This window comes from Pseudomonas acericola (SeqCode) (assembly GCF_053456465.1).
In genome coordinates this window covers 269,651-288,217 of sequence record NZ_JBRFJB010000005.1, presented here as the reverse complement: position 1 = coordinate 288,217, position 18,567 = coordinate 269,651, and the positions used below count along the sequence as shown (strand labels likewise).

Sequence of the window (18,567 nt, the reverse complement as noted above, 5' to 3'; positions counted from 1 at the left end):
CTCAGCCTCCGTATCCTGGCTGCGGCAGATCACTGAGTGAGCGGCGTGCCAGCCACGACATCAGTACTCGCTGGGTCGAGTGATCTCCATTACGCAATAAACTGAAAAGGTGGGTGAGCAGTGCCGTATTTTTTTGGCAGAACGTACTGAAGGAACGATGCCCTATCGGGTCCCCCTGGCGAGCGTAATGTTCGATAGGGTCTGCGCCGCAATAGGGCACCAATGCGCAATCGGAACAGCCCGGCAATGCCTCGGCGATTCCGGCATCCAAGAGTTGTTTCACTACCGGCGAGTGCAAGAGCTCACTCAACGGCTGCCGGACATTTCCCAACTTCAGCCCGCTCTCGCCCATCTCCAGCAGCATCCGTGCCTCATCAGAGGGATATACGTCACCGTCGTAGTTGTAGACCAATGCTCCCACTGCGGCGCCCAATGGTGAGCGCAAATCGACATAGCCACTTGAGAACGGCGTGAGAATGTTGCCGAGCAATAAAGAGGCATAGCCCTCGCTCAGGTAGGTTCCTTCGCTGTTGAGTTGAATCAGGTAACCCAGCGCCTCGGTATAAAATCTCAAGTATTGATCAATCGAATAATCCAAGCGCTGGCTGGACTTCTTGGCAAAACCGTAGGGGCTCAGTGGTCTCAGGGAGATGCTCTTGAACCCTTGCTTGACGTACTCGTCGATGATTGCCTTCGGGTGCTCCAGGCTTCTTGAGGTCAGTGTGGTGAGTGCTGACACGGCGTCATGGCCGAGGACATCGCGCACGCGATGGATACCCTCAAGTGTGCGCTCATAGGCATTTTTTTCTGGGGTGGGGCGGTTGGCGTTGTGCAAAAAAGCCGGGCCGTCCAGGGACGTTGAAAATTGCACCGCGTACTGCTTGGCAAACGCCAGAATCGGGTCTGTGAGGTGATGCAACGTGCTGCTGATAATGAACTGAATACTGCGGCGCTCAGTTTCATTGCGAGCAGTCACGGCCTCGATGATCTGTTTGACTCGATCAAATGCCAGCAGGGGCTCGCCGCCCTGAAGCTCTACGGTGAGCACCGGCGAGGGAGACTCAAATAATCGATCGACTGCGTGCATGGCATCTTCGGCAGACATATCGTGTGCATGGCCACCTAGCGGGGCGCGGGATACTTGGCAGTACTGGCAGGTGTGATTGCATCGCAAAGTGACCACAAACAGATGCAGTGCCGGGCCTCCGAAGAGGAAGTTCTTGCGGCTGCGAATCTGCGCGGCCATTTCTGGAAATGGCGTATGTATTTCCGGCTCGTAAATGAAATGGCGCGCGAGTAGATCTTTATACAAGGCTGACTGACGATCGAGCCGTTTATGTACGATCCCAGACAGGTCAGTGTCATTTACAAACAGGTACTCTCCCGTGTCTGCAGTGATCAGTACTTGTGAGTCGCCGACTTCCGGCATTCGCATGAAGCGAAACGGGAGCAATCGGTAATCGGTTTGTTTGGCAATCAGAGCGACAGACATATCAGTGGACGCACTCTTTCAAGGCGACACTGGCCAGAAGCTCCCTCAAACCGATGGTTTCCAGTGCGATTTGGTCGCGGAGTGCGAAATCATTCAGATGGCGCAGGATCATGGCTCTGGCCGTGTCAGCAGCGTAGCCCAGCAGATTGGAGGAATCATTTGGCGTGACTTCAAGCACCCATTGTGCGTGCTCGTGACGAACCAAAAAGACGAAGTCCTTTGCGAGGCTATAGACCACGCGCTGCACGACCCTAAGCGGGTAGACCTGCTCATCCAAATTGAGTGCCAACGACCAGGCCATAACAGGACTCCCTTCCAATAACCTCATGTATGGTTGGGATAATGCCTCAGGTTAAAGGCTAAATGCCATTATTGGTGATACAAACTTGAACGTTTTCTGTTCGTCGTTTGGATGTTTTCCGCTGGTGTCATCTGGAATGCCTGTTTTAGAGGCATTTCTCTAGGCGATATGTTCAGGCGCGTAATTCGAATTCGGCACTGCCGAGTCTTTCCCCATTCACCAACACGTGCACTAGATGCCGTCCGGGATAGTGCTTTCGAGTAGTCATCTCACGAATATGTTGCTCCCGCCGAATGCTCTGCTGTTCACCCGCGCCCAAGGTAAACGCCTTGAGCTTGAACACCTTTTTCGCACTGTGCCCCGCGCTTTTTACGTAGTCGATGGCGTAGTCCACCACCAGTTTCTGCGCGGTGTCGGCGGTGGATTCCAGGTTGAACGACAAACTGATCCGTTCCCCCAGGCTAATCACCGCCGGTGTCACGCTCAGCTGATGAATCTTCACCTCGGCCTTGGCCCCGGCGCCCATGAGCGTCAGCGCACGGGTGTTGCCTTGCTTGATCAGGCTGCGCAGGGCGTGGCGGGCGATCCAGGCGGTGTGGGGGTTGTCCAGTGACCAGCCTTCGATCAGCGTGAGTACCCAGTCCGGGTGGTCCTTGGTGATGTCGTTGAGGTGGTTGGCCACCGACTTGCGCACGTACAGGCTGGGGTCGGCCTTGAGGTTGTCGAGGATCGATGAGCACAGTTGGGGATTGGCCTGCACTTCAGCCAGGCGAAAGGACCACGGCAGGCGCGGTCGCGAGCCTTCGCTGGCCAGGCGGCGTACGTGGTCGTTGGCGTCCAGCGACCAGGTTTGCAGCACCGCCAGGGTGCGTGGCAAGTCGCGCAGCAGGAAGGGGCGGATAGCGAATTCGGCGGAACCAAAGGTGGTGAAATACTTGAGCGCGGCCATGGAGCGTTCGAAGTCATCCAGCCCGTAGCTCGCCACGTAGTGCGGCAGGAACAGGCTGACAAAGCTGCTGTTCAGGCGCGGTGCCAAGGCGTAAAGCAGCTCAAGGGTTTGCGCGTAATCCAAGGGGATCACCGCGTACAGGCTCTCGCTGACTCGCGCCATGCGCTGCAGCACCGACAACTCGGCCAGCCCGGCCTTGGCGTGCTTGAGAAAGCCCTTGGCGTCGAACGCCGGGTACACCGCGCTCATTTCGCTGGCGATGTGTTGCAGGCGTTCGACGTTGAAGATTTCTTTCAGGGCCGGGGCGCTTTGGTCGGTCATCGGTGAGTCCGTGGGGGTTATTTAGAGAAACCAGCGGTATTCCCTGGCGTGAATTTCTTGCTGGAACGCCAAATGATCCTGGCGTTTGTTCTCGCAATACACGTCGACAAATTCGGCGCCTAGCTTATCGCGCAATACGGGTTGGTGTTGCATGGCGCGCACCGCATCAAGCATTTCCACGGGGAAATCGGTGCCGCTGCTGCGGTCCTCGTTCAGTGGGGCGATGGGCTCGCGCTTGGCCTCAAGGCCGTGTTCCAAACCAACGAGGATCGCCGCCAGCACCAGGTACGGGTTGGCGTCGGCACTGGCCAGGCGGTGTTCTATGCGTAGGTTGCGCGGGTCGGAGTCGGGGATGCGCACGCACGCATCGCGGTCTTCAAAGCCCCAGCTGGCGCGGGTCGCGGCGTTGACCGTGCCACCCAGGCGGCGGAAGGCGTTGTGGTTGGGCGAGTAGATCGGCATGCAGTGGGGCAGCAATTCCAGGCAACCGGCCACGGCATGGCGCAGCGGTTGCTGCTGGTGCGCCGCCAGCAGGTTGTTGCCGGCAGCGTCATACAGGCTGACATGCACATGCATGCCGCTGCCGGGGTATTGCAGGTAGGGCTTGGCCATGAAGCTGGCGCGGTAGCCGTGTTTCAGCGCGACGCCACGGGTGCTGCGGCAGAACAGGGCAGCCCAATCGGCGGCGCGCAGGCCGTCGTCCAAGTGACCGAAGTTGATTTCGAATTGCCCGGGGCCGATTTCGGCGGTGATCACCGTGATGTCGATGCCTTGGTCCTTGGCCGTCTGCGCCATGTCATCGAGCACGTCGCTGAAGCGCGACAGTCGTTCGATATGCAGGTTGGGCTGGTCGTCGGCGTCGTCACTCAGTGGGTCGCGGGCGAACTGCGGCAGGCCGTCGGCGAGTTTCTTGTCGAAGAGGTAGAACTCCAGCTCAAACGCCACCACCGGGTGAATGCCTTTGTGGTGCAGGCGTTCCAGCACCTTGGCCAGCACTTCGCGGGGTTCGAACTCGATGGGCGCTTCGGTGCCGTCCGAGGTGATCAGCATCTGCCCCAGCGGCTGCGATTCCCAGTTCACCGGCTTGAGCGTGCCGGGTACCAGGCGGCGGTTGGCGTCCGGGTCGCCGTCGTTGAAGCAATAGTCGCCGATCTTGAACAACCCGCCCTGAACCCCCAACAGCACGGCGTTCTGCGGCAGCTTCAACGGGCTGCCGGCGGCGACCTTTTCCAGCATCTCGATGGGATAACGCTTGCCGTAGAAATGCCCGGGAATGTCCAGGGCGATCAGGTCGACGTAACGTACATCGGGATGGTTCTGGCGAAAGGTCCGTACTTCGGCCAGCAAGATGGAGGAATGGCTTTTCACGGGTGCAGCTCCTAGTTGTAAACCCACAGCACGCGGGCGGGCAGGTCGGTCAGGTTGGCGTAGCGACAGTGGGCGAAGCTGGCCAGGTGAAAGCTGTCGCCGGGGCCCAGGGTGACTGAATCGGCTTCACCTTCCACCCAGAGCGTCAATTCGCCTTCCAGCACAAAACCGGCCTGCTCGGCGCGGTCGCTCATGGTCTGTTCACCGCTGTTGGCGCCGGGGGCGAGCAGGCTGTCGAGCATTGAGAAGGCGCCGTTCATGCTTGGCGACACGAGGATGTCGGTGATGCCGTTGGCGTAATACACCGTGCGCCGTTCGTTGGGGCGGGTGATCCAGTCCACGGCCTTGGGTTTGGGCTGGCTGTAGAAATACGTGGTGGGCACGTCGAGGGCGTGGCTGATGGCGGTTAAGTCCGCCACGGTCGGGCGAGACAGGCCGCGTTCGACCTGGGACAGGAAACCCACCGAGCGCTCGATTTTCTGGGCGAGCTGGGCGAGGGTGAGCTTCTTGTGCTTGCGCAGGTCGTGGATCAGGGCGGCGAGGGTGGCGAGTTCTTCTTGTGGGGTCATGAAATTTATGTCGGGAAATTTCATGAAAAATTACAGGAATTATTTCATACGGGCAATGGGGGATTCGGTGACGGTGAGCACTTTGTGGCGAGGGAGCTTGCTCCCGCTGGGCCGCGAAGCGGCCCCAATCCAAGCACCGCGTTTGTTCAGGTGGTGCACAGTGAGGTTTTTTGGGGCTGCTGCGCAGCCCAGCGGGAGCAAGCTCCCTCGCCACAATGAGAGATTGAAACACGGAGAAATTGAATTGGGCGGGGGGATTGGTGGTGGTTGCTAGCGTGAATTGATCACTCATCAACTCACGGGAGCAGTGAATTGCTTCAGAAACCCAACTCTCATCTGTTACGTCGTGGCCGTTATTCAGAATCAGGTCGTGCTTATCTGGTGACCGCAGTGGTTTATCAACGGCGGCCAGTATTTAAAGATTTTTACCTGGGACGATTGCTGGTTGCAGAATTCAAACAGGCCCATGACCTCGGCCTCGTCAGCTCGCTCGCGTGGGTCATCATGCCGGACCATTTTCACTGGTTGTTTGAGTTAGGCGATGCGGCGTTACCCCAGGTTATGCGGCGAGTGAAATCCAGAAGTACTTTAACGATCAATCGGGCCAGTGGTACGTGGGGTGCTTTTTGGCAAAGCGGATACCATGACCGCGCGGCGCGTGCTGAAGAAGACCTGATTCAAATCGCGCGATACATCATCGGTAACCCCTTGCGTGCGGGATTGGTCGAGCATATTGGCGACTATCCACTGTGGGACGCATCCTGGTTATGAGGGCTAACCCCCTGTGGCGAGGGAGCTTGCTCCCGCTGGGCCGCGAAGCGGCCCCAATCCAAGCGCCGCGGTTTTTCAGGTAATTCTCGGTGAGGTCTTTTGGGGCCGCTGCGCAGCCCAGCGGGAGCAAGCTCCCTCGCCACGGGTTGGGTGCAGGCTGGAAAATCCGGGTTGAATGATCCCGCGCAGCAGCGGTCGGAACCTGGGTACGCACTATTCATTGAAGGAGCACCCATGAAAGCCAAATCCCTCGTTGCCTGCCTGTTGCTCGCCACCAGCCTATCCACCGCCAGCTTTGTCGTGCAGGCCGGTGATACGCCCCAGGAAACCGTGCAGCCTTCCAACATCAATACCCGTGACTTGAAAGAAGGCGACCGTGCTCCAGACATTCTGATGCGCAAGGAATCGGCCGTCAGTGATTGGAAAAAACGCGGCCTCAAGCAGCCGGAGCAGGACAGTCAATGGGCGCGGGTGGGCGATAAATTCGTGCTGCTCAAGACCACCAACGGCACGATTCTTGAGATCACACCCGTGAAGAAATGACCTTGCATTTTGTCCCTGCTCCTGGGTTAAGGTAGCCGGCTGTAGAGGCCGCGTTACCTTGAAAAAAGAGAGCAGGATGCTTGCCACAATAAGAAACTACCCTCGTACCGTGAACCTGTTGCTGTCCGCCACGTTGATGCTGACGCTGGCCAAGGCGATTACCTTTCCCTACCTTGTGATTTACCTGACCAGCCACTTCGGCCTGGACATCACCCAGGTCGGCCTGGTGATTGGCAGTTCATTGATCGTCGGTTCATTGCTCAGCGTGTACGGCGGTTTTCTTGTCGACCGCATCAACAGCTACCGATTGCTGCTCGGCCTGAGTGTGCTGTTTGTGCTGGGCTTTATCGGTACGGTACTCGCGCAGAATATCTGGGCGTTCTATAGCTGCCTGATCCTGATCAACCTCGCTTACGCAGTCATCGACATTGCGGTGAAAGCCGGTTTTGCCAGCCTGTTGCCGGAAGAGGCGCGCAGCGAGGTGTTCTCGATCAAGTACACCTTGACCAACATTGGCTATGCCGTCGGGCCGGCGTTCGGGGCGGTGGTGGCCAAGTTCGATATCAGCTTGCCGTTTATCCTGTCGGCGCTGTTGGGAGTGGTTTTTTTCCTGCTGTACTGGCGTTGGGGCGACCGCACGCTGACCACCGTTGATGCGACGCAGAAGCCGGTGTCGTTTGTGGCCGTTGGCCGCGTGCTGTTGAAGGATCACCGTCTGGTGTGCTTCACCCTGGGCGGGCTGCTCAGTGCGGTGGTGTTCGGCCAGTTCACGGCCTACCTGTCGCAATATCTGGTGACTACCACCACTGCGGAATACACCTACACCGTCATCAGCGCGGTCCTTACCACCAACGCCGTGCTGGTGATTGCGTTGCAGTATGTGATTGGCCGACGCATTTCCCACCGCCACCTGAGCCAGTGGCTGATTTTCGGCTTGAGCATGTTCATGTTGGGGTTGATCGGTTTTGCGCTGTCCACCAGCGTGCTGTGGTGGGTGCTGGCGATGGCGGTGTTTACGGTGGGGGAGATCATCGTGTTCCCGGCCGAATACATGTTTATCGACCGCATCGCCCCGGACCATCTGCGCGGCATGTACTACGGCGCGCAAAACCTGTCCAACCTCGGTGCGGCCCTGGGGCCGGTGTTGTGTGGGCTGGTGCTGGCCAGCCTGCCGGCCCACTACATGTTCTACATGCTGGGGGCGTTTATCGTGGGCGGCGGGGTGTTCTATTTTATTGGGGCGTCGCTGAAGGCCAGTCCTCCAGCGTGAGCTTGCCGACGGTGTTGCATTGCAGTTCGTAGCGCAACTCCTCCACCATCTTTTCCACTTCTTGCGGGGTCTGCAGCCGGTTGGTGCTGATCCCGGTCACCACCAGGTCCACCCGGCCGGTATCCAGGTCGTAGACCTTGAGGGTCAGGGATGCATCCCGGCACAGGGTGAATTCACACGTCAGCGGCGACAGGCCTTCTTCGATGCAATTTCGCAGTTGAGAGAGGGTAAACATGCGGGTTCCTTCAGGGCATGAACTTCGACACCTGAAGGTTATTGATTGCCCGTGCGCGCCATAAGGCGAATTCGCACTAGGCGCACTAGTGCATTTGCACTTTTAAACGCCTACTTTTTAAGCCGCAGTTCGCCGGCAAACAACCCGCGTTCACGGGCCCAGACGATGGCCGCGCTGCGGCTGTGCACACCGAGCTTGGAGTACACCGTGGCCACGTGGTTGCGCACGGTGTTGGGCGCCAGTTTCAGGCGCGAGGCGATCTCCTTGTCGGCCAGGCCTTCGCAGATCAAGCCCAGCACATCCCGCTCACGGGCGGTCAGGTCGGTGAAGGCCACGTTCGGCAGGTTGGGGCTGTTGACGCTTTTGGCGTTGGCCAGTTTCTCGATCAGCGTCTGGCTGAACCAGGAGGCGTCCTGCATCACTTCCTCGATGGCCGCCACCAGTTCCAGTTCCGAGCGTTTGCGTTCGGTGATGTTCATCAGTACCAGTAGGTAGCAGGGCACATCCTCGATGATTACGGTGTCGGCCGACACCACGCAGTCGATCACCTCGTTACCTTTCTTACGCACCTTGAGGTCCTGACTGTCGAGATTGCCGGACTTTTCCAGGGTGGCAAACAACTGCGCTCCTGCTTGGGGGCTGTCGATAAAGTCGATGTCTTCGATGGTTTTGCCGATCAGCTCTTCGCTGATATAGCCAGTGATGCTCATAAAGGCTTCGTTGACGTCCACCACCTGGCGATTGTCGGCGCTGCACACCAGAGTGGGTACAGGCGTAAGGCGGAACGACTTGGCGAAGCGCTCTTCACTCTGGCGCAGGGCGATTTCCGCCTTGCGGCGCGGCTCCAGGTCGGTGAAGGAAAACAGCATGCAGTCTTCCTCGTTCATGTCCAACGGCTGGCCGGCGACGATCACCAGTTTGCTGCCGCCTTCCGGCAGTTTCAGCTCGGCCTGCATTTGCGGGATGGTGGCACCTTCGCCCAGGCGCTGGATGGCCAGGTCCTTGCGCTCGGCCTGTTCCAGCACGTCCAGCTCGTAGACGGATTTGCCGATGACCTGGTCGCGGTTGTAGCCGGTCATCTCCAGGAAACCCTGGTTGACCTTGATATAGCGCAGGTCGCTGAGGCGGCAGATCACGGCGGGTGCCGGGTTGGCATTAAAGGTCTTCTCGAAGCGCTGCTCGGCGCTCGCCCACTCGGTGGCGTCGCTGAGGATCAGCACCAGCAACTCCGGTGCACCGTGCGAGTCGCTGATCACCAGGCTGCGCAAGCGGTGCACCCAGGTCCTGTCCGCATCGCCAGTGGGCGTGACTTCCACCACCACGTCGCTGAATTCATCGCCGGCTGCCGCACGGGCCAGGGGGTAGTTTTCCAGCAGCACGGGGTGGTTGTTGCGATACCGCAGGGCAAAGCGTCCGGCGTATTCCTGGGTGTTGGCGCCCAGTGCCTCGACGTGATCAACACCGTGCATGGTGAGTGCGGCTTCATTGGCCCAGAGGATGGTCTGGTCGACTTCGGCGAGGATGATCCCGTCGGACAGGCCGGAGATGATCTGCTGCAACTGGCGGCGGTTGGTTTCTTTGGCGAGGACATCTTGGGTCATGGGGGCTCCGGCGGTTGGGCGCATGGGAGTACGACACTTGGGGTTCAGGATAGTGCAGCGCAATTGCTACGCATGGGTGGGGTGAATGCACCAACGGAATAGGTGCATTCGGATCAGGCAAAATAGGGGCCTCAGGCTGAGATGAGCCAGCCTACTGTCGGCACCACCAGTAACGTGCTTAGAGCCATGGACAAAACATTGCCGATATAGGGGTGAAAGTGTGCTGGCAACCTCGCAGAAATGGCGCAGGCTAACGGCGGTGCGATGAGCGCTCCAAGTAGTGCACTTGAGCCTATTACCATCCAGTTGCCGCCATGGGTCAACACTGCTGCTGGCACAACCGAAACCAATGGGACATAGGTCGGATACCATCCCCGCTTGATCCACTGATGCCGCCAGATGATGACACCCAGCGCCGAGGTCAGGGCTTGCGCGCTGACCATTTGCAGTAGCAGCCCAGATCCATAAACCGGGCTCATGGGGTTTAGGGTGCATGCGAGCAGCACGCCTGCCAGCAGTCCAATGCTGGCTAACTCATTGCCGAAAAATGGTGCTTCAGAAAAGTCTGCGAGAACCCGGCGCAAGCTCCACAACACACCGTACTTGGATGGTTTCGCCGGCGAGGGTTTGGCTAGTGTGATGTAGTCCGAGCGCACCATTGAGGGAACGCGACGGCACAGCGCAAATGCTATGACGCTGCCCGCAGCCATGCCCAACACATTGCCGATCACCGCTGGCAAACCCAATGGAGTACACACGAAGTTCACGATCAACAAACACATCGGCGTTACGAGCAAGGCTCCTAACACGGCGCCATTGAGCGTGACTTTCCAGCCGCCACCAAACATCAGCACCATTGCCGCAGGCAAGGAAACAAATGCCGCAAAGGTCGGTTGCCACGTCTCGGCGGTGACGCTCCAGCCCCACAGTAAATTGCTTAGCAGGAGGCCTATGAGTGAGCTGGTGATAAGCCAAGGCCACAAGCCGGTCCCGTAGGAAATGGCAAACCCTTGCCAGGCTTTCCCGCGCTCATTTGCCCACCAAGCCAGGTATGCGCCGCTTAGCAGGCCGAGTGATGCGAGTTCATGTTTGTAGAAGGCAACTTCACTGATATCCCCGAGTATCCATCTTAGCCAGGCAACTGGATGAGGCAGGCTTTCGACCATCTCACCGTAACCTGGCCAGGAATCCCGGTGATTGAATGCAACCAAGATCACGAGTAACGCACTGATAAAACCCGCAGTCAGGACTATGACGTCCGTCTTTGAGCGGCTGTTTTTGCAGGGTGGAAGGAGCGTTTCCATGGTCACTCCTCAACCTAGCGCGGCAGAGCGCGATGCTGGGAATACCCGAGCATTTGATCGTAGAGATCAATGCGTCGATCGCGTTGCAGGTCATTCAAGCTGTTCCATATAGGCGCACTTCGAGCACTGGTGATGTCGATATCCGCAAACAGGATTTCCTGCCGATTGGCGGAGGCGACGGTGCCGATGGGCCAGCCATTTGTCCCTGCAATCAGCGAACACCCGAGATAGCGTGCGTCCCTCTCTTCGCCGATACGGCTGGCGGCTGCGATAAATACATTGTTCACATGAGCTGCGGTCATCGTGAGGTAGGACGCCATGCATTTGCCTGCCTCGTCGAACAGTGGCGGTGGTGTCCATACCCAGTTGTTCAGGCTGCAGATGATATCGGCGCCTTGCTGGCTGAGAATTCGCGGCACCTCCGGGAACCAGATGTCCCAGCAGATCAATAAGCCTATGCGACCGATGGGTGTTTCAAATACTGGAAACCCGGTATCGCCGGGAGTGAACCAGAGCTTTTCCAAGTTCCACAAATGCGCTTTGCGGTACTTGCCGATGAACCCATCGGGTCCCAAAAGCACGGCAGTGTTGAATAGCTGCATGCCATCGATTTCGTTCAGGCCAGCCACCAGATACACCTGATGCTTACGCGTGAAATCAATCCAAGCGCTCACGCTCGCACCATTTGGAACCGGCTCTGCGTGATCGTAGGCGTCCTGGCGGCTACTGAAGAAGTAGCCGCAGTTGGAGAGTTCTGGCAGTACGATCAGATTGGCGCCGCCATTAGCCGCTTCGGTTGCCAAGGCGAGGCACTGGCGCAAATTATCTGCTCGATTGGCTATGCCGACTTGAGGGTCAAACTGGATGACAGCTACGCGGGCTGGGCTTGTAGGTTCGCTCATGGACGGTGACCTCTTATTGTTATGCATCCAAAGGAGTTGAATGTTGATAAGAGGCGACAGAGTGTTTAAATGGGAGTCAGACGGTTCTTGTAGTGTTGTGGTGCATTTCTTGGTTTGCGCTTTATTTAGAGGTGATTCTCTTCTTGCAGGTTGCATACGAGCCAAAGGGGAGCGCCACAACGCCGACATTCCCTACGCTTGCCAAACCCACCCAGTTCTGGGAAAACCCCACCCTTCACCCATCCAACGAGACCCTCATGAGCAACGACGAACTCCAGATCACCGACATCCGCCTGGGCGACGGCAAAACCGTGGTCAAGGGCGCGCTGATCACCACTCAATACACCGGCACGCTGGAAGACGGCACGGTGTTCGACTCATCTTGGGAACGCGGCAAACCTTTCCAGTGTGTGATCGGCACCGGGCGTGTCATCAAAGGCTGGGACCAAGGCCTGATGGGTATGCAGGTGGGCGGCATACGCACGCTGTTTGTGCCGGCGCACCTGGCCTACGGCGAGCGTTCGATGGGCGCGCATATCAAGCCAGGCAGCAATCTGCGTTTTGAGATTGAATTGCTGGAAGTACTGACGCGGGATGAATGAGGCGGGGTGAACATGGACGTTGATTTACAGGTGTTGCCAGGTTGCACCGCTGACGGCATTCGGGTGGTTGAGTTGGGCGATGGCGATGAAGCCGAGTTGCAGCGGTTTTTTGAGCAGGCGCCGGCGTATTTCATCGCGGTCAACGGCGAGCCTGCCACGCCGACCGAAGCGCGTGAAGAATTGCAGGGGGCATTGCCGGCGGGGTGGAGTTGCCGTCGGATGTACTGGCTGGGTTATCGCGATGCCGAAGACCAATTGGTTGCCGTGGTGAACATCGCGGCGGATCTGCTGGCGGACGGTGTGTGGCATATCGGCTTGCTGCTGGTGGATGCGCGCTTGCATGGTTCTGGGTTGGCGCAGCGGCTGCACGCGGATCTTGAACGCTGGGCGGCCGAACAAGGGGCTCAATGGCTGCGGTTGACGGTGGTCGTCGGCAATACCAAGGCCGAACGCTTCTGGCCCAGGCTTGGGTACGTGCAAGTGCGTACTCGCGAGGGGATCACGATGGGGCGGCAGGTGAACAGGGTGTCGATTCAGGTCAAGCCGCTGGCGGGCGGGCAAGTCGAGGATTACCTGGCACGGGTGGTCAGGGATCGCCCCTGACCCGACAGGGGTCAGGAAAGTGCTTCCTGAACCCATTCTGAAGAAACTTCCTGTTCACAATACGGACACTTTCCTACGGTTTACTCTCCCGCAGTCGGGGCGTAAGCTTCGCCCGTTTTCATCAATAGCGGAGACCCTCAGTGGGTACTTGTTCGAGCGACAGTAGTCGGCCGGTCCTGGTAACCGGCACAGCCTTGGCAAGGTAACGCGCATTCTTCCAATGCCGTTGTCTCGCCCTGCAAGCGAGAAGCGGCATCCCGGCAGCAGCCAGTCCTGGCGCCTGCCTGATTCCCTCTCATCGACGCTGACCCACACCTGGGTAACCCTGGTGTGTGACCTGATGCCCGAAACTCCCGTTTCTGCAAAGCCGTGCGGCGGCATTTCCCATTTGCCGCCGCATTCATGGAGTTTTTTCATGCAAGCAATCAACAACATCAACCTTAATTCCCTGGTCGATACCCTAGTTAGCCTATCCGCCGCGTTTATCCTCGGTGGCCTGATCGGATTCGAGCGCCAGTACCGGCAGCGCACGGCGGGCTTGCGCACCAATGTGCTGGTGGCGGTGGGCGCAGCGATTTTTGTCGACATGGCCAACCGCCTGGGCGGCGCGGAAGGTGCGGTGCGGGTGGTTGCCTACGTGGTGTCGGGCATCGGCTTCCTGGGTGCCGGCGTGATCATGCGTGAGGAGGGCAATGTGCGTGGCCTCAACACCGCCGCCACGCTCTGGGCGTCGGCCGCAGTAGGGGCCTGTGCCGGTGCCGACCTGATTCTCGAAGCGTTGCTGGGCACGTTGTTTGTGCTGGCGGCCAACACGCTGCTGCGGCCGATCGTCAATAACATCAACCGCCAGCCGCTGGATGTGGTGTCGGCGGAGGTCACCAACATTCTTTATGTCATCGCGCGGCGTACCCAGCAAAAGGCGGTACTGGCCTTGCTGGAGGCGGAGTTGGCGCGGTGCAACTACCCGGCCAGTGACGTAGACGTGCGCCCGTTTGGCAGCGACGAGGTGGAGATTGAGGCCACCTTGGCGGTGACGTCCGTTGATGGTGATGAGCTGGACGCGCTGGTGGCGCGTATTTCCACGTCGACCCTGGTGGTGCAGGCGTTCTGGAGTCCAAGCACCACCGACTAGTACTCCGGCTGTCGTGCATAGCGTTGACTATGCTTTTGTGAGGATAAGTCCTACATGTGATCAGGACTATCCCTTCAGTTCAAACATCACGCCGTTGTTAAGGTTGCGCGCTTGTCGCTGCCCGGCAGCAATGGCACGGCCTCGCGTTCTCGGGGGTGTTGTGGAATTGGAGGGACCAGGTTTTGCCTGGCATGCGCCTTGATGGAGTGCAGCGCCGCTCGTCGGAACTGTCATTTCTCACAGGTGCCTGGGTCCCGTGTGATGTGTCAGGTTACTTCGTCCTCTCAGGTGGTTTTTTATGAGCAAAGCTTTAATTGTGGATGATCACCCGTTTATTCGCGCCACGGTCCGCTATCTCTTGAAGCAGGAAGGCTTCGATAAAATCTATGAGGCGGGCAACGGCGCTGATGCCATGCAGATTGCACGGGAGGAACGCCCCGATTTGGTGATCCTCGACCTGGCGATGCCCAAGCTTGGAGGCTTGGAGGTGATCAGTCGAATGAAGGCGCTGGGCTTGCCATGCAAGATCCTGGTGCTCACGTCGTATCTGGCGGTTTTTTTTGCCACTCGCTGCATGCGTGCCGGGGCCATGGGGTATGTGGCCAAGACCGGTGAGTTGGATGAGCTGCAAAAGGCGATCAAGGCAGTGATGTCCAACTACAGCTGCTTTCCCAGCCTGCCGACCAGCTCGGTGCGCCGAGATGATTTGCAAACGAGTGAGCGTGAGCTGGTGGAGGCGTTGTCGGATCGTGAGCTGACGGTGTTGCAGAAGCTGGCCTTGGGCCTGAGCAACAAGGAAATTGCCGATGACATGTTGCTCAGTCACAAGACGATCAGTACGTACAAGACGCGCCTCAAGGAGAAGTTGCGCATGTCGTCCGTGGTGCATTTGTCCAAATTCGCCCAGCGCAACCATCTGATCTGAAATGAACACCCCCCGGCTGGTGAAACTCACGGCCATCCTGCTGATAGGGCTTCTGTCCTCGGTGGCGATGGCCCTGGATGAACCACACACTCTGCGGCTGCTCGGCCATTCCACCCTTGAAAAACCGGATGTGCAGCTTTCCGAGGCGGATTGGCGCTGGCTGCGTGAGCGGCGCACGTTGGTGATGGGAGTGTCGGCACCTGACTACGCGCCGTTTGACCTGAGCAACGACAATGATGAACTTGAAGGCATCTCCGCTGATGTTGCAGCATTGGTTGCGAAGGCGCTGAATATCACGATTGAAGTTCGACGTTACGACACCCGTGACGAGGTGATCGAGGCGCTCAAGTCGGGCGCGCTGGATTTCTTGGGCTCGGCCAATGGTTATGAGGCGGCCGACCCACAGTTGGTGCTGTCGCGGTCCTACGCCAATGATCAACCCGTCCTGGTGACACGTGCCGGTGACAGCCAGTCATTGTCCGCCGACCTGGCGGGAAAGCGCGTGGCGATGCTCTACCACTACATGCAACCCGATGCTGTCCAGGCCTTTTATCCCAAGGCGCAACTGCTGTTGTATGGTTCGACCCACCAAGCCATCGGCTCCGTGGCATTCGGCCAGGCAGATGTCTACCTGGGTGATGCCATCAGCACCCGCTACCTGATCAACAAGAATCACCTCAATAACGTACGCATGGCGGATTTCTCTGCCTTGGAGGTCAACCCGTTCGGATTTGCTTTCACCAAGGACAACGAGCGTCTGCGGACTATTATCAACGCCGCGCTGGCCGCTATCCCGGCCAGCCAGCAGATGGAAATCCTGCGCCGCTGGAGTGCCGGCGGCAGTGGGTTCCTGGAAGCGGATCGGTTGCGCTTGAGTGACAATGAACAGCGTTGGCTGGAGAAACATCCACGGGTGAAGGTGGCGGTGCTCGACAAGTTTGTCCCGCTGTCGTTCTTCAATGAGCGTGGGCAATTCGAAGGGTTGAGTGCCGAGGTGCTGTCGCGGATCAGCTTGCGCACTGGCTTGAAGTTTGAAGTCGTACAGGGCAGCTCGCTGCCGCGGCAAATTGACCAGGTCAGCACCGGCCAAGTGGACATGCTGGCGGTGATCACCCCTAGCGTCGAGCGCGCCGAGAAGCTGCGCTTTACCCGACCTTATCTGTCCAACCCTTACGTGCTGGTGGTGCGCGCCGAGGATGAACACGTGGTCACCCTCGAGGACTTGTCTGGCAAGCGCGTGTCGTTTATCGGCGGCAACAGCCTCGGCGCGCAAATTGCCCGGGACTATCCGGGTATCGGTTTTGTCGATGTGGAGAACCCTGAACAGGCCCTGGAGCGGGTCGCCAACGGCAACGCAGATGCAACCATTGTTTCGTTGATCAGCGCACGCTACATGGTCGCGCGTGACTACCGTGATCGACTGCGTATCACCAGCACAGTGGGGACAGAACCCGCGCGGATTACCTTTGGTGTCAACCGCAGCCAACTGGAGCTGTATTCCATTCTCGACAAGGCACTGTTGAGCATCACCCCGGAAGAAATGGACGAACTGACCAACCACTGGCGCGGCGAGGTGATCATTGGCGACAGTTACTGGTTGCGTCATCGCAATGCAATCGTTCAAGGGTTTGGTGTGGCCGCGGTATTGCTGCTGGTGACGCTGTGCTGGGCCATTTACCTGCGCCGCCTGATTCGCACGCGGGTCCAGGCTGAGCGTGCATTGAGCGACCAGATGCGTTTTATGAGTGTGCTGATCGACGGCACGCCCCACCCGATTTATGTGCGTGACCGCCAGGGCCGGTTGATGGCCTGCAATAACGCCTACCTCGATGTGTTCGGTTTCAAGCTGGAGGATGTGATCGGCAAGACCGTGATGGAAACCGACACCGGCAACCCACCTCAAGCCCAGTCTTTTCATGACGACTACATGCGGTTGATGGCGCAGGGCGAGCCGCAGGTTCATGACCGCATCCTCAGGCTGCCCAACGGTGAAGTGCTGACCATTTACCAGTGGATGCTGCCGTATCGTGATGGCAATGACAGCGTGGTGGGCATGATTGCCGGCTGGGTGGATGTGAGTGAACGTCAGCGCCTGTTGGGGCAGTTGCAGGAGGCCAAGGACGACGCCGACGCCGCTAACCGCGCGAAGACCACTTTCCTGGCGACGATGAGCCATGAGATCCGCACGCCGATGAACGCGGTGATCGGCATGATCGAACTGGCCCTGAAAAACGCCGAACAGGGCCGGGCCGACCGCGATGCGCTGGAGGTAGCGTCAGTGGCTTCGCGCAGTATGTTGGAACTGATTGGCGATATTCTTGATATCGCCCGCATCGAATCCGGCCATTTGTCCTTGGCCCTGGAACCGGCGAATCTCCAGGCATTGTTGGCATCGGTCGTGCGCGTCTTTGAAGGGCTGGCGCGGGCCAAGGGCCTGGCGCTGCAGGTTGAGTTTGATCCGGTGATCGATCGCACGGTGCTGATCGATCCGCTGCGCTTCAAGCAAGTGGTGTCAAACCTGTTAAGCAATGCCATCAAGTTTACGGCCAGCGGGCAGGTGCAACTCGGTGCCCAGGGCACGGTGGCCGGAGGCCAACTGACGCTGCGGTTATGGGTGCAAGACACCGGTATCGGTATCAGTGCTGAAGATCAGCAACGGCTATTCAACCCGTTTATCCAAGGTAGCAATACCGAGCAGTCGGCACGCAGTGGCTCTGGCCTGGGGCTGGTGATCAGTCGCAGCTTGTGCGAAATGTTTGGTGGCCAGTTGCACTTGAGCAGTGTGATGGGGCAGGGCACGCGGGTCGATGTGCGCTTGCTGCTGGCGCTGTCGGCGCAGTTGCCGGCCCAGGCGTCAACGGTGGTGGAGGATGCTCCACCGCCCCTGGCGTTGAACATCCTGGTGGTGGACGACTATCGCGCCAACCGACTGTTGCTGGCTCGGCAACTGAGCTTTCTGGGGCACCACATCACCACCGCCGACGACGGTATTGAAGGGGTGCAACGCTGGCAAGCGGGGCACTTTGACGTGGTCATCACCGATTGCAACATGCCCTTGAAGAACGGTTACCAGTTGGCGCGCGACGTCCGCGCCCAGGAGCGGGAGCGAGGCCTGGAGCCCTGCCTGTTACTCGGCTTCACCGCCAATGCCCAGCCGGAGGAGGCCGAGCGCTGTCGGCTCGCAGGCATGGACGGGTGTCTGTTCAAGCCTACGGGCCTGGATGACTTGCGCTCGGTACTCGCTTCGCGCGCCGCGCGCGTTGTCCGGGCGGACACGGCTGCGACGTTTGACCTGAGTACGCTGATGGCATTGACGGGGGATGACCATGACGCCCTCAAAGAGCTGTTGATTCCGCTGATTGAAAGCCTGGAGGCCGACCTCGCCTTGTTGCCGGCACTGCAACGCGCCTTTGATTTTGCCAAGCTGCACGACCTTGCACACCGCGCCAAGGGGGGCGCACGAATGGTCAAGGCACAAGGGGTGATCACCTGTTGTGAAGTGCTGGAGGCGGTGTGCGAGAAACAAGGCCGGCAGGCGCTGGGTTCAGCGGTTGGCGATGTCAGTGAAGCAGTCGGTGATTTGCATCAGGCATTGAGCGTTTATTGCAATCAACCTTGATCACCGTTCGGCTGGTTTAGGAAAGCGCCTACGCAAAGAGGGAACATGCCTGATTTTGCC

At 58.7% G+C, this 18,567-nt stretch carries 17 protein-coding genes; 8 read left to right on the top strand and 9 right to left on the bottom strand.

Annotation, left to right across the window (positions count from 1 at the left end; translation table 11 throughout):
- Position 1 precedes the first annotated feature (1 nt).
- The 5 genes from hxsB to ACU688_RS20785 form a co-directional block, all read right to left on the bottom strand.
- On the bottom strand, positions 2-1,492 hold the full coding sequence (gene hxsB / locus ACU688_RS20805; protein WP_448186218.1) for a His-Xaa-Ser system radical SAM maturase HxsB: 1,491 nt from the start codon (positions 1,490-1,492) through the stop codon (positions 2-4).
- Between the two features lies 1 nt (position 1,493).
- On the bottom strand, positions 1,494-1,793 hold the full coding sequence (gene hxsD / locus ACU688_RS20800) for a His-Xaa-Ser system protein HxsD (protein ID WP_448186217.1): 300 nt from the start codon (positions 1,791-1,793) through the stop codon (positions 1,494-1,496).
- Between the two features lie 172 nt (positions 1,794-1,965).
- On the bottom strand, positions 1,966-3,063 hold the full coding sequence (locus ACU688_RS20795; protein ID WP_448186216.1) for a DNA alkylation repair protein: 1,098 nt from the start codon (positions 3,061-3,063) through the stop codon (positions 1,966-1,968).
- A 21-nt stretch (positions 3,064-3,084) separates the two neighbouring features.
- On the bottom strand, positions 3,085-4,431 hold the full coding sequence (locus ACU688_RS20790; RefSeq protein WP_448186215.1) for a glutamine synthetase family protein: 1,347 nt from the start codon (positions 4,429-4,431) through the stop codon (positions 3,085-3,087).
- An 11-nt stretch (positions 4,432-4,442) separates the two neighbouring features.
- Complete coding sequence (locus ACU688_RS20785; RefSeq protein ID WP_010211306.1) at positions 4,443-5,000, bottom strand: helix-turn-helix domain-containing protein; 558 nt, start codon at positions 4,998-5,000, stop codon at positions 4,443-4,445.
- 312 nt (positions 5,001-5,312) lie between these two features.
- Here ACU688_RS20785 and ACU688_RS20780 point away from each other — a divergent pair, with 312 nt between their 5' ends.
- The 3 genes from ACU688_RS20780 (at position 5,313) to ACU688_RS20770 (ending at position 7,584) form a co-directional block, all read left to right on the top strand.
- On the top strand, positions 5,313-5,771 hold the full coding sequence (locus tag ACU688_RS20780; protein ID WP_448186214.1) for an REP-associated tyrosine transposase: 459 nt from the start codon (positions 5,313-5,315) through the stop codon (positions 5,769-5,771).
- A gap of 234 nt (positions 5,772-6,005) precedes the next feature.
- Positions 6,006-6,314, top strand: coding sequence for an RcnB family protein (locus tag ACU688_RS20775; RefSeq protein ID WP_448186213.1), 309 nt, complete (start codon positions 6,006-6,008; stop codon positions 6,312-6,314).
- Positions 6,315-6,390: 76 nt separating this feature from the next.
- On the top strand, positions 6,391-7,584 hold the full coding sequence (locus ACU688_RS20770) for an MFS transporter (protein ID WP_448186212.1): 1,194 nt from the start codon (positions 6,391-6,393) through the stop codon (positions 7,582-7,584).
- Here ACU688_RS20770 and ACU688_RS20765 read toward each other — a convergent pair.
- The 4 genes from ACU688_RS20765 to ACU688_RS20750 all read right to left on the bottom strand — a co-directional run bounded on the left by ACU688_RS20765 (position 7,547) and on the right by ACU688_RS20750 (position 11,626).
- On the bottom strand, positions 7,547-7,819 hold the full coding sequence (locus ACU688_RS20765) for a DUF1652 domain-containing protein (protein WP_448186211.1): 273 nt from the start codon (positions 7,817-7,819) through the stop codon (positions 7,547-7,549). The genes ACU688_RS20770 and ACU688_RS20765 overlap by 38 nt on opposite strands.
- Before the next feature lie 110 nt (positions 7,820-7,929).
- The gene (locus ACU688_RS20760) at positions 7,930-9,420 is read right to left on the bottom strand and encodes a PAS domain S-box protein (RefSeq protein ID WP_448186210.1); all 1,491 of its coding nucleotides are present in this window, start codon (positions 9,418-9,420) and stop codon (positions 7,930-7,932) included.
- 131 nt (positions 9,421-9,551) lie between these two features.
- Positions 9,552-10,724, bottom strand: coding sequence for a hypothetical protein (locus ACU688_RS20755; protein WP_448186209.1), 1,173 nt, complete (start codon positions 10,722-10,724; stop codon positions 9,552-9,554).
- A 14-nt stretch (positions 10,725-10,738) separates the two neighbouring features.
- Positions 10,739-11,626, bottom strand: coding sequence for a nitrilase family protein (locus tag ACU688_RS20750; RefSeq protein WP_448186208.1), 888 nt, complete (start codon positions 11,624-11,626; stop codon positions 10,739-10,741).
- Between the two features lie 257 nt (positions 11,627-11,883).
- Here ACU688_RS20750 and ACU688_RS20745 point away from each other — a divergent pair, with 257 nt between their 5' ends.
- The 5 genes from ACU688_RS20745 to ACU688_RS20725 all read left to right on the top strand — a co-directional run bounded on the left by ACU688_RS20745 (position 11,884) and on the right by ACU688_RS20725 (position 18,507).
- Complete coding sequence (locus ACU688_RS20745; RefSeq protein WP_017737479.1) at positions 11,884-12,228, top strand: FKBP-type peptidyl-prolyl cis-trans isomerase; 345 nt, start codon at positions 11,884-11,886, stop codon at positions 12,226-12,228.
- Between the two features lie 12 nt (positions 12,229-12,240).
- A complete protein-coding gene (locus tag ACU688_RS20740; protein ID WP_448186207.1) occupies positions 12,241-12,831 on the top strand; it encodes a GNAT family N-acetyltransferase in 591 nt (196 codons plus the stop codon).
- A 415-nt stretch (positions 12,832-13,246) separates the two neighbouring features.
- On the top strand, positions 13,247-13,963 hold the full coding sequence (locus tag ACU688_RS20735; protein ID WP_124525159.1) for an MgtC/SapB family protein: 717 nt from the start codon (positions 13,247-13,249) through the stop codon (positions 13,961-13,963).
- A gap of 298 nt (positions 13,964-14,261) precedes the next feature.
- Positions 14,262-14,888, top strand: a complete 627-nt coding sequence (locus ACU688_RS20730; RefSeq protein ID WP_448186206.1) for a response regulator — start codon at positions 14,262-14,264, stop codon at positions 14,886-14,888.
- A gap of 1 nt (position 14,889) precedes the next feature.
- Positions 14,890-18,507: a transporter substrate-binding domain-containing protein gene (locus ACU688_RS20725; RefSeq protein WP_448186205.1), complete on the top strand. Its 3,618-nt coding sequence runs from the start codon at positions 14,890-14,892 to the stop codon at positions 18,505-18,507.
- The last annotated feature ends 60 nt before the right edge of the window (positions 18,508-18,567 follow it).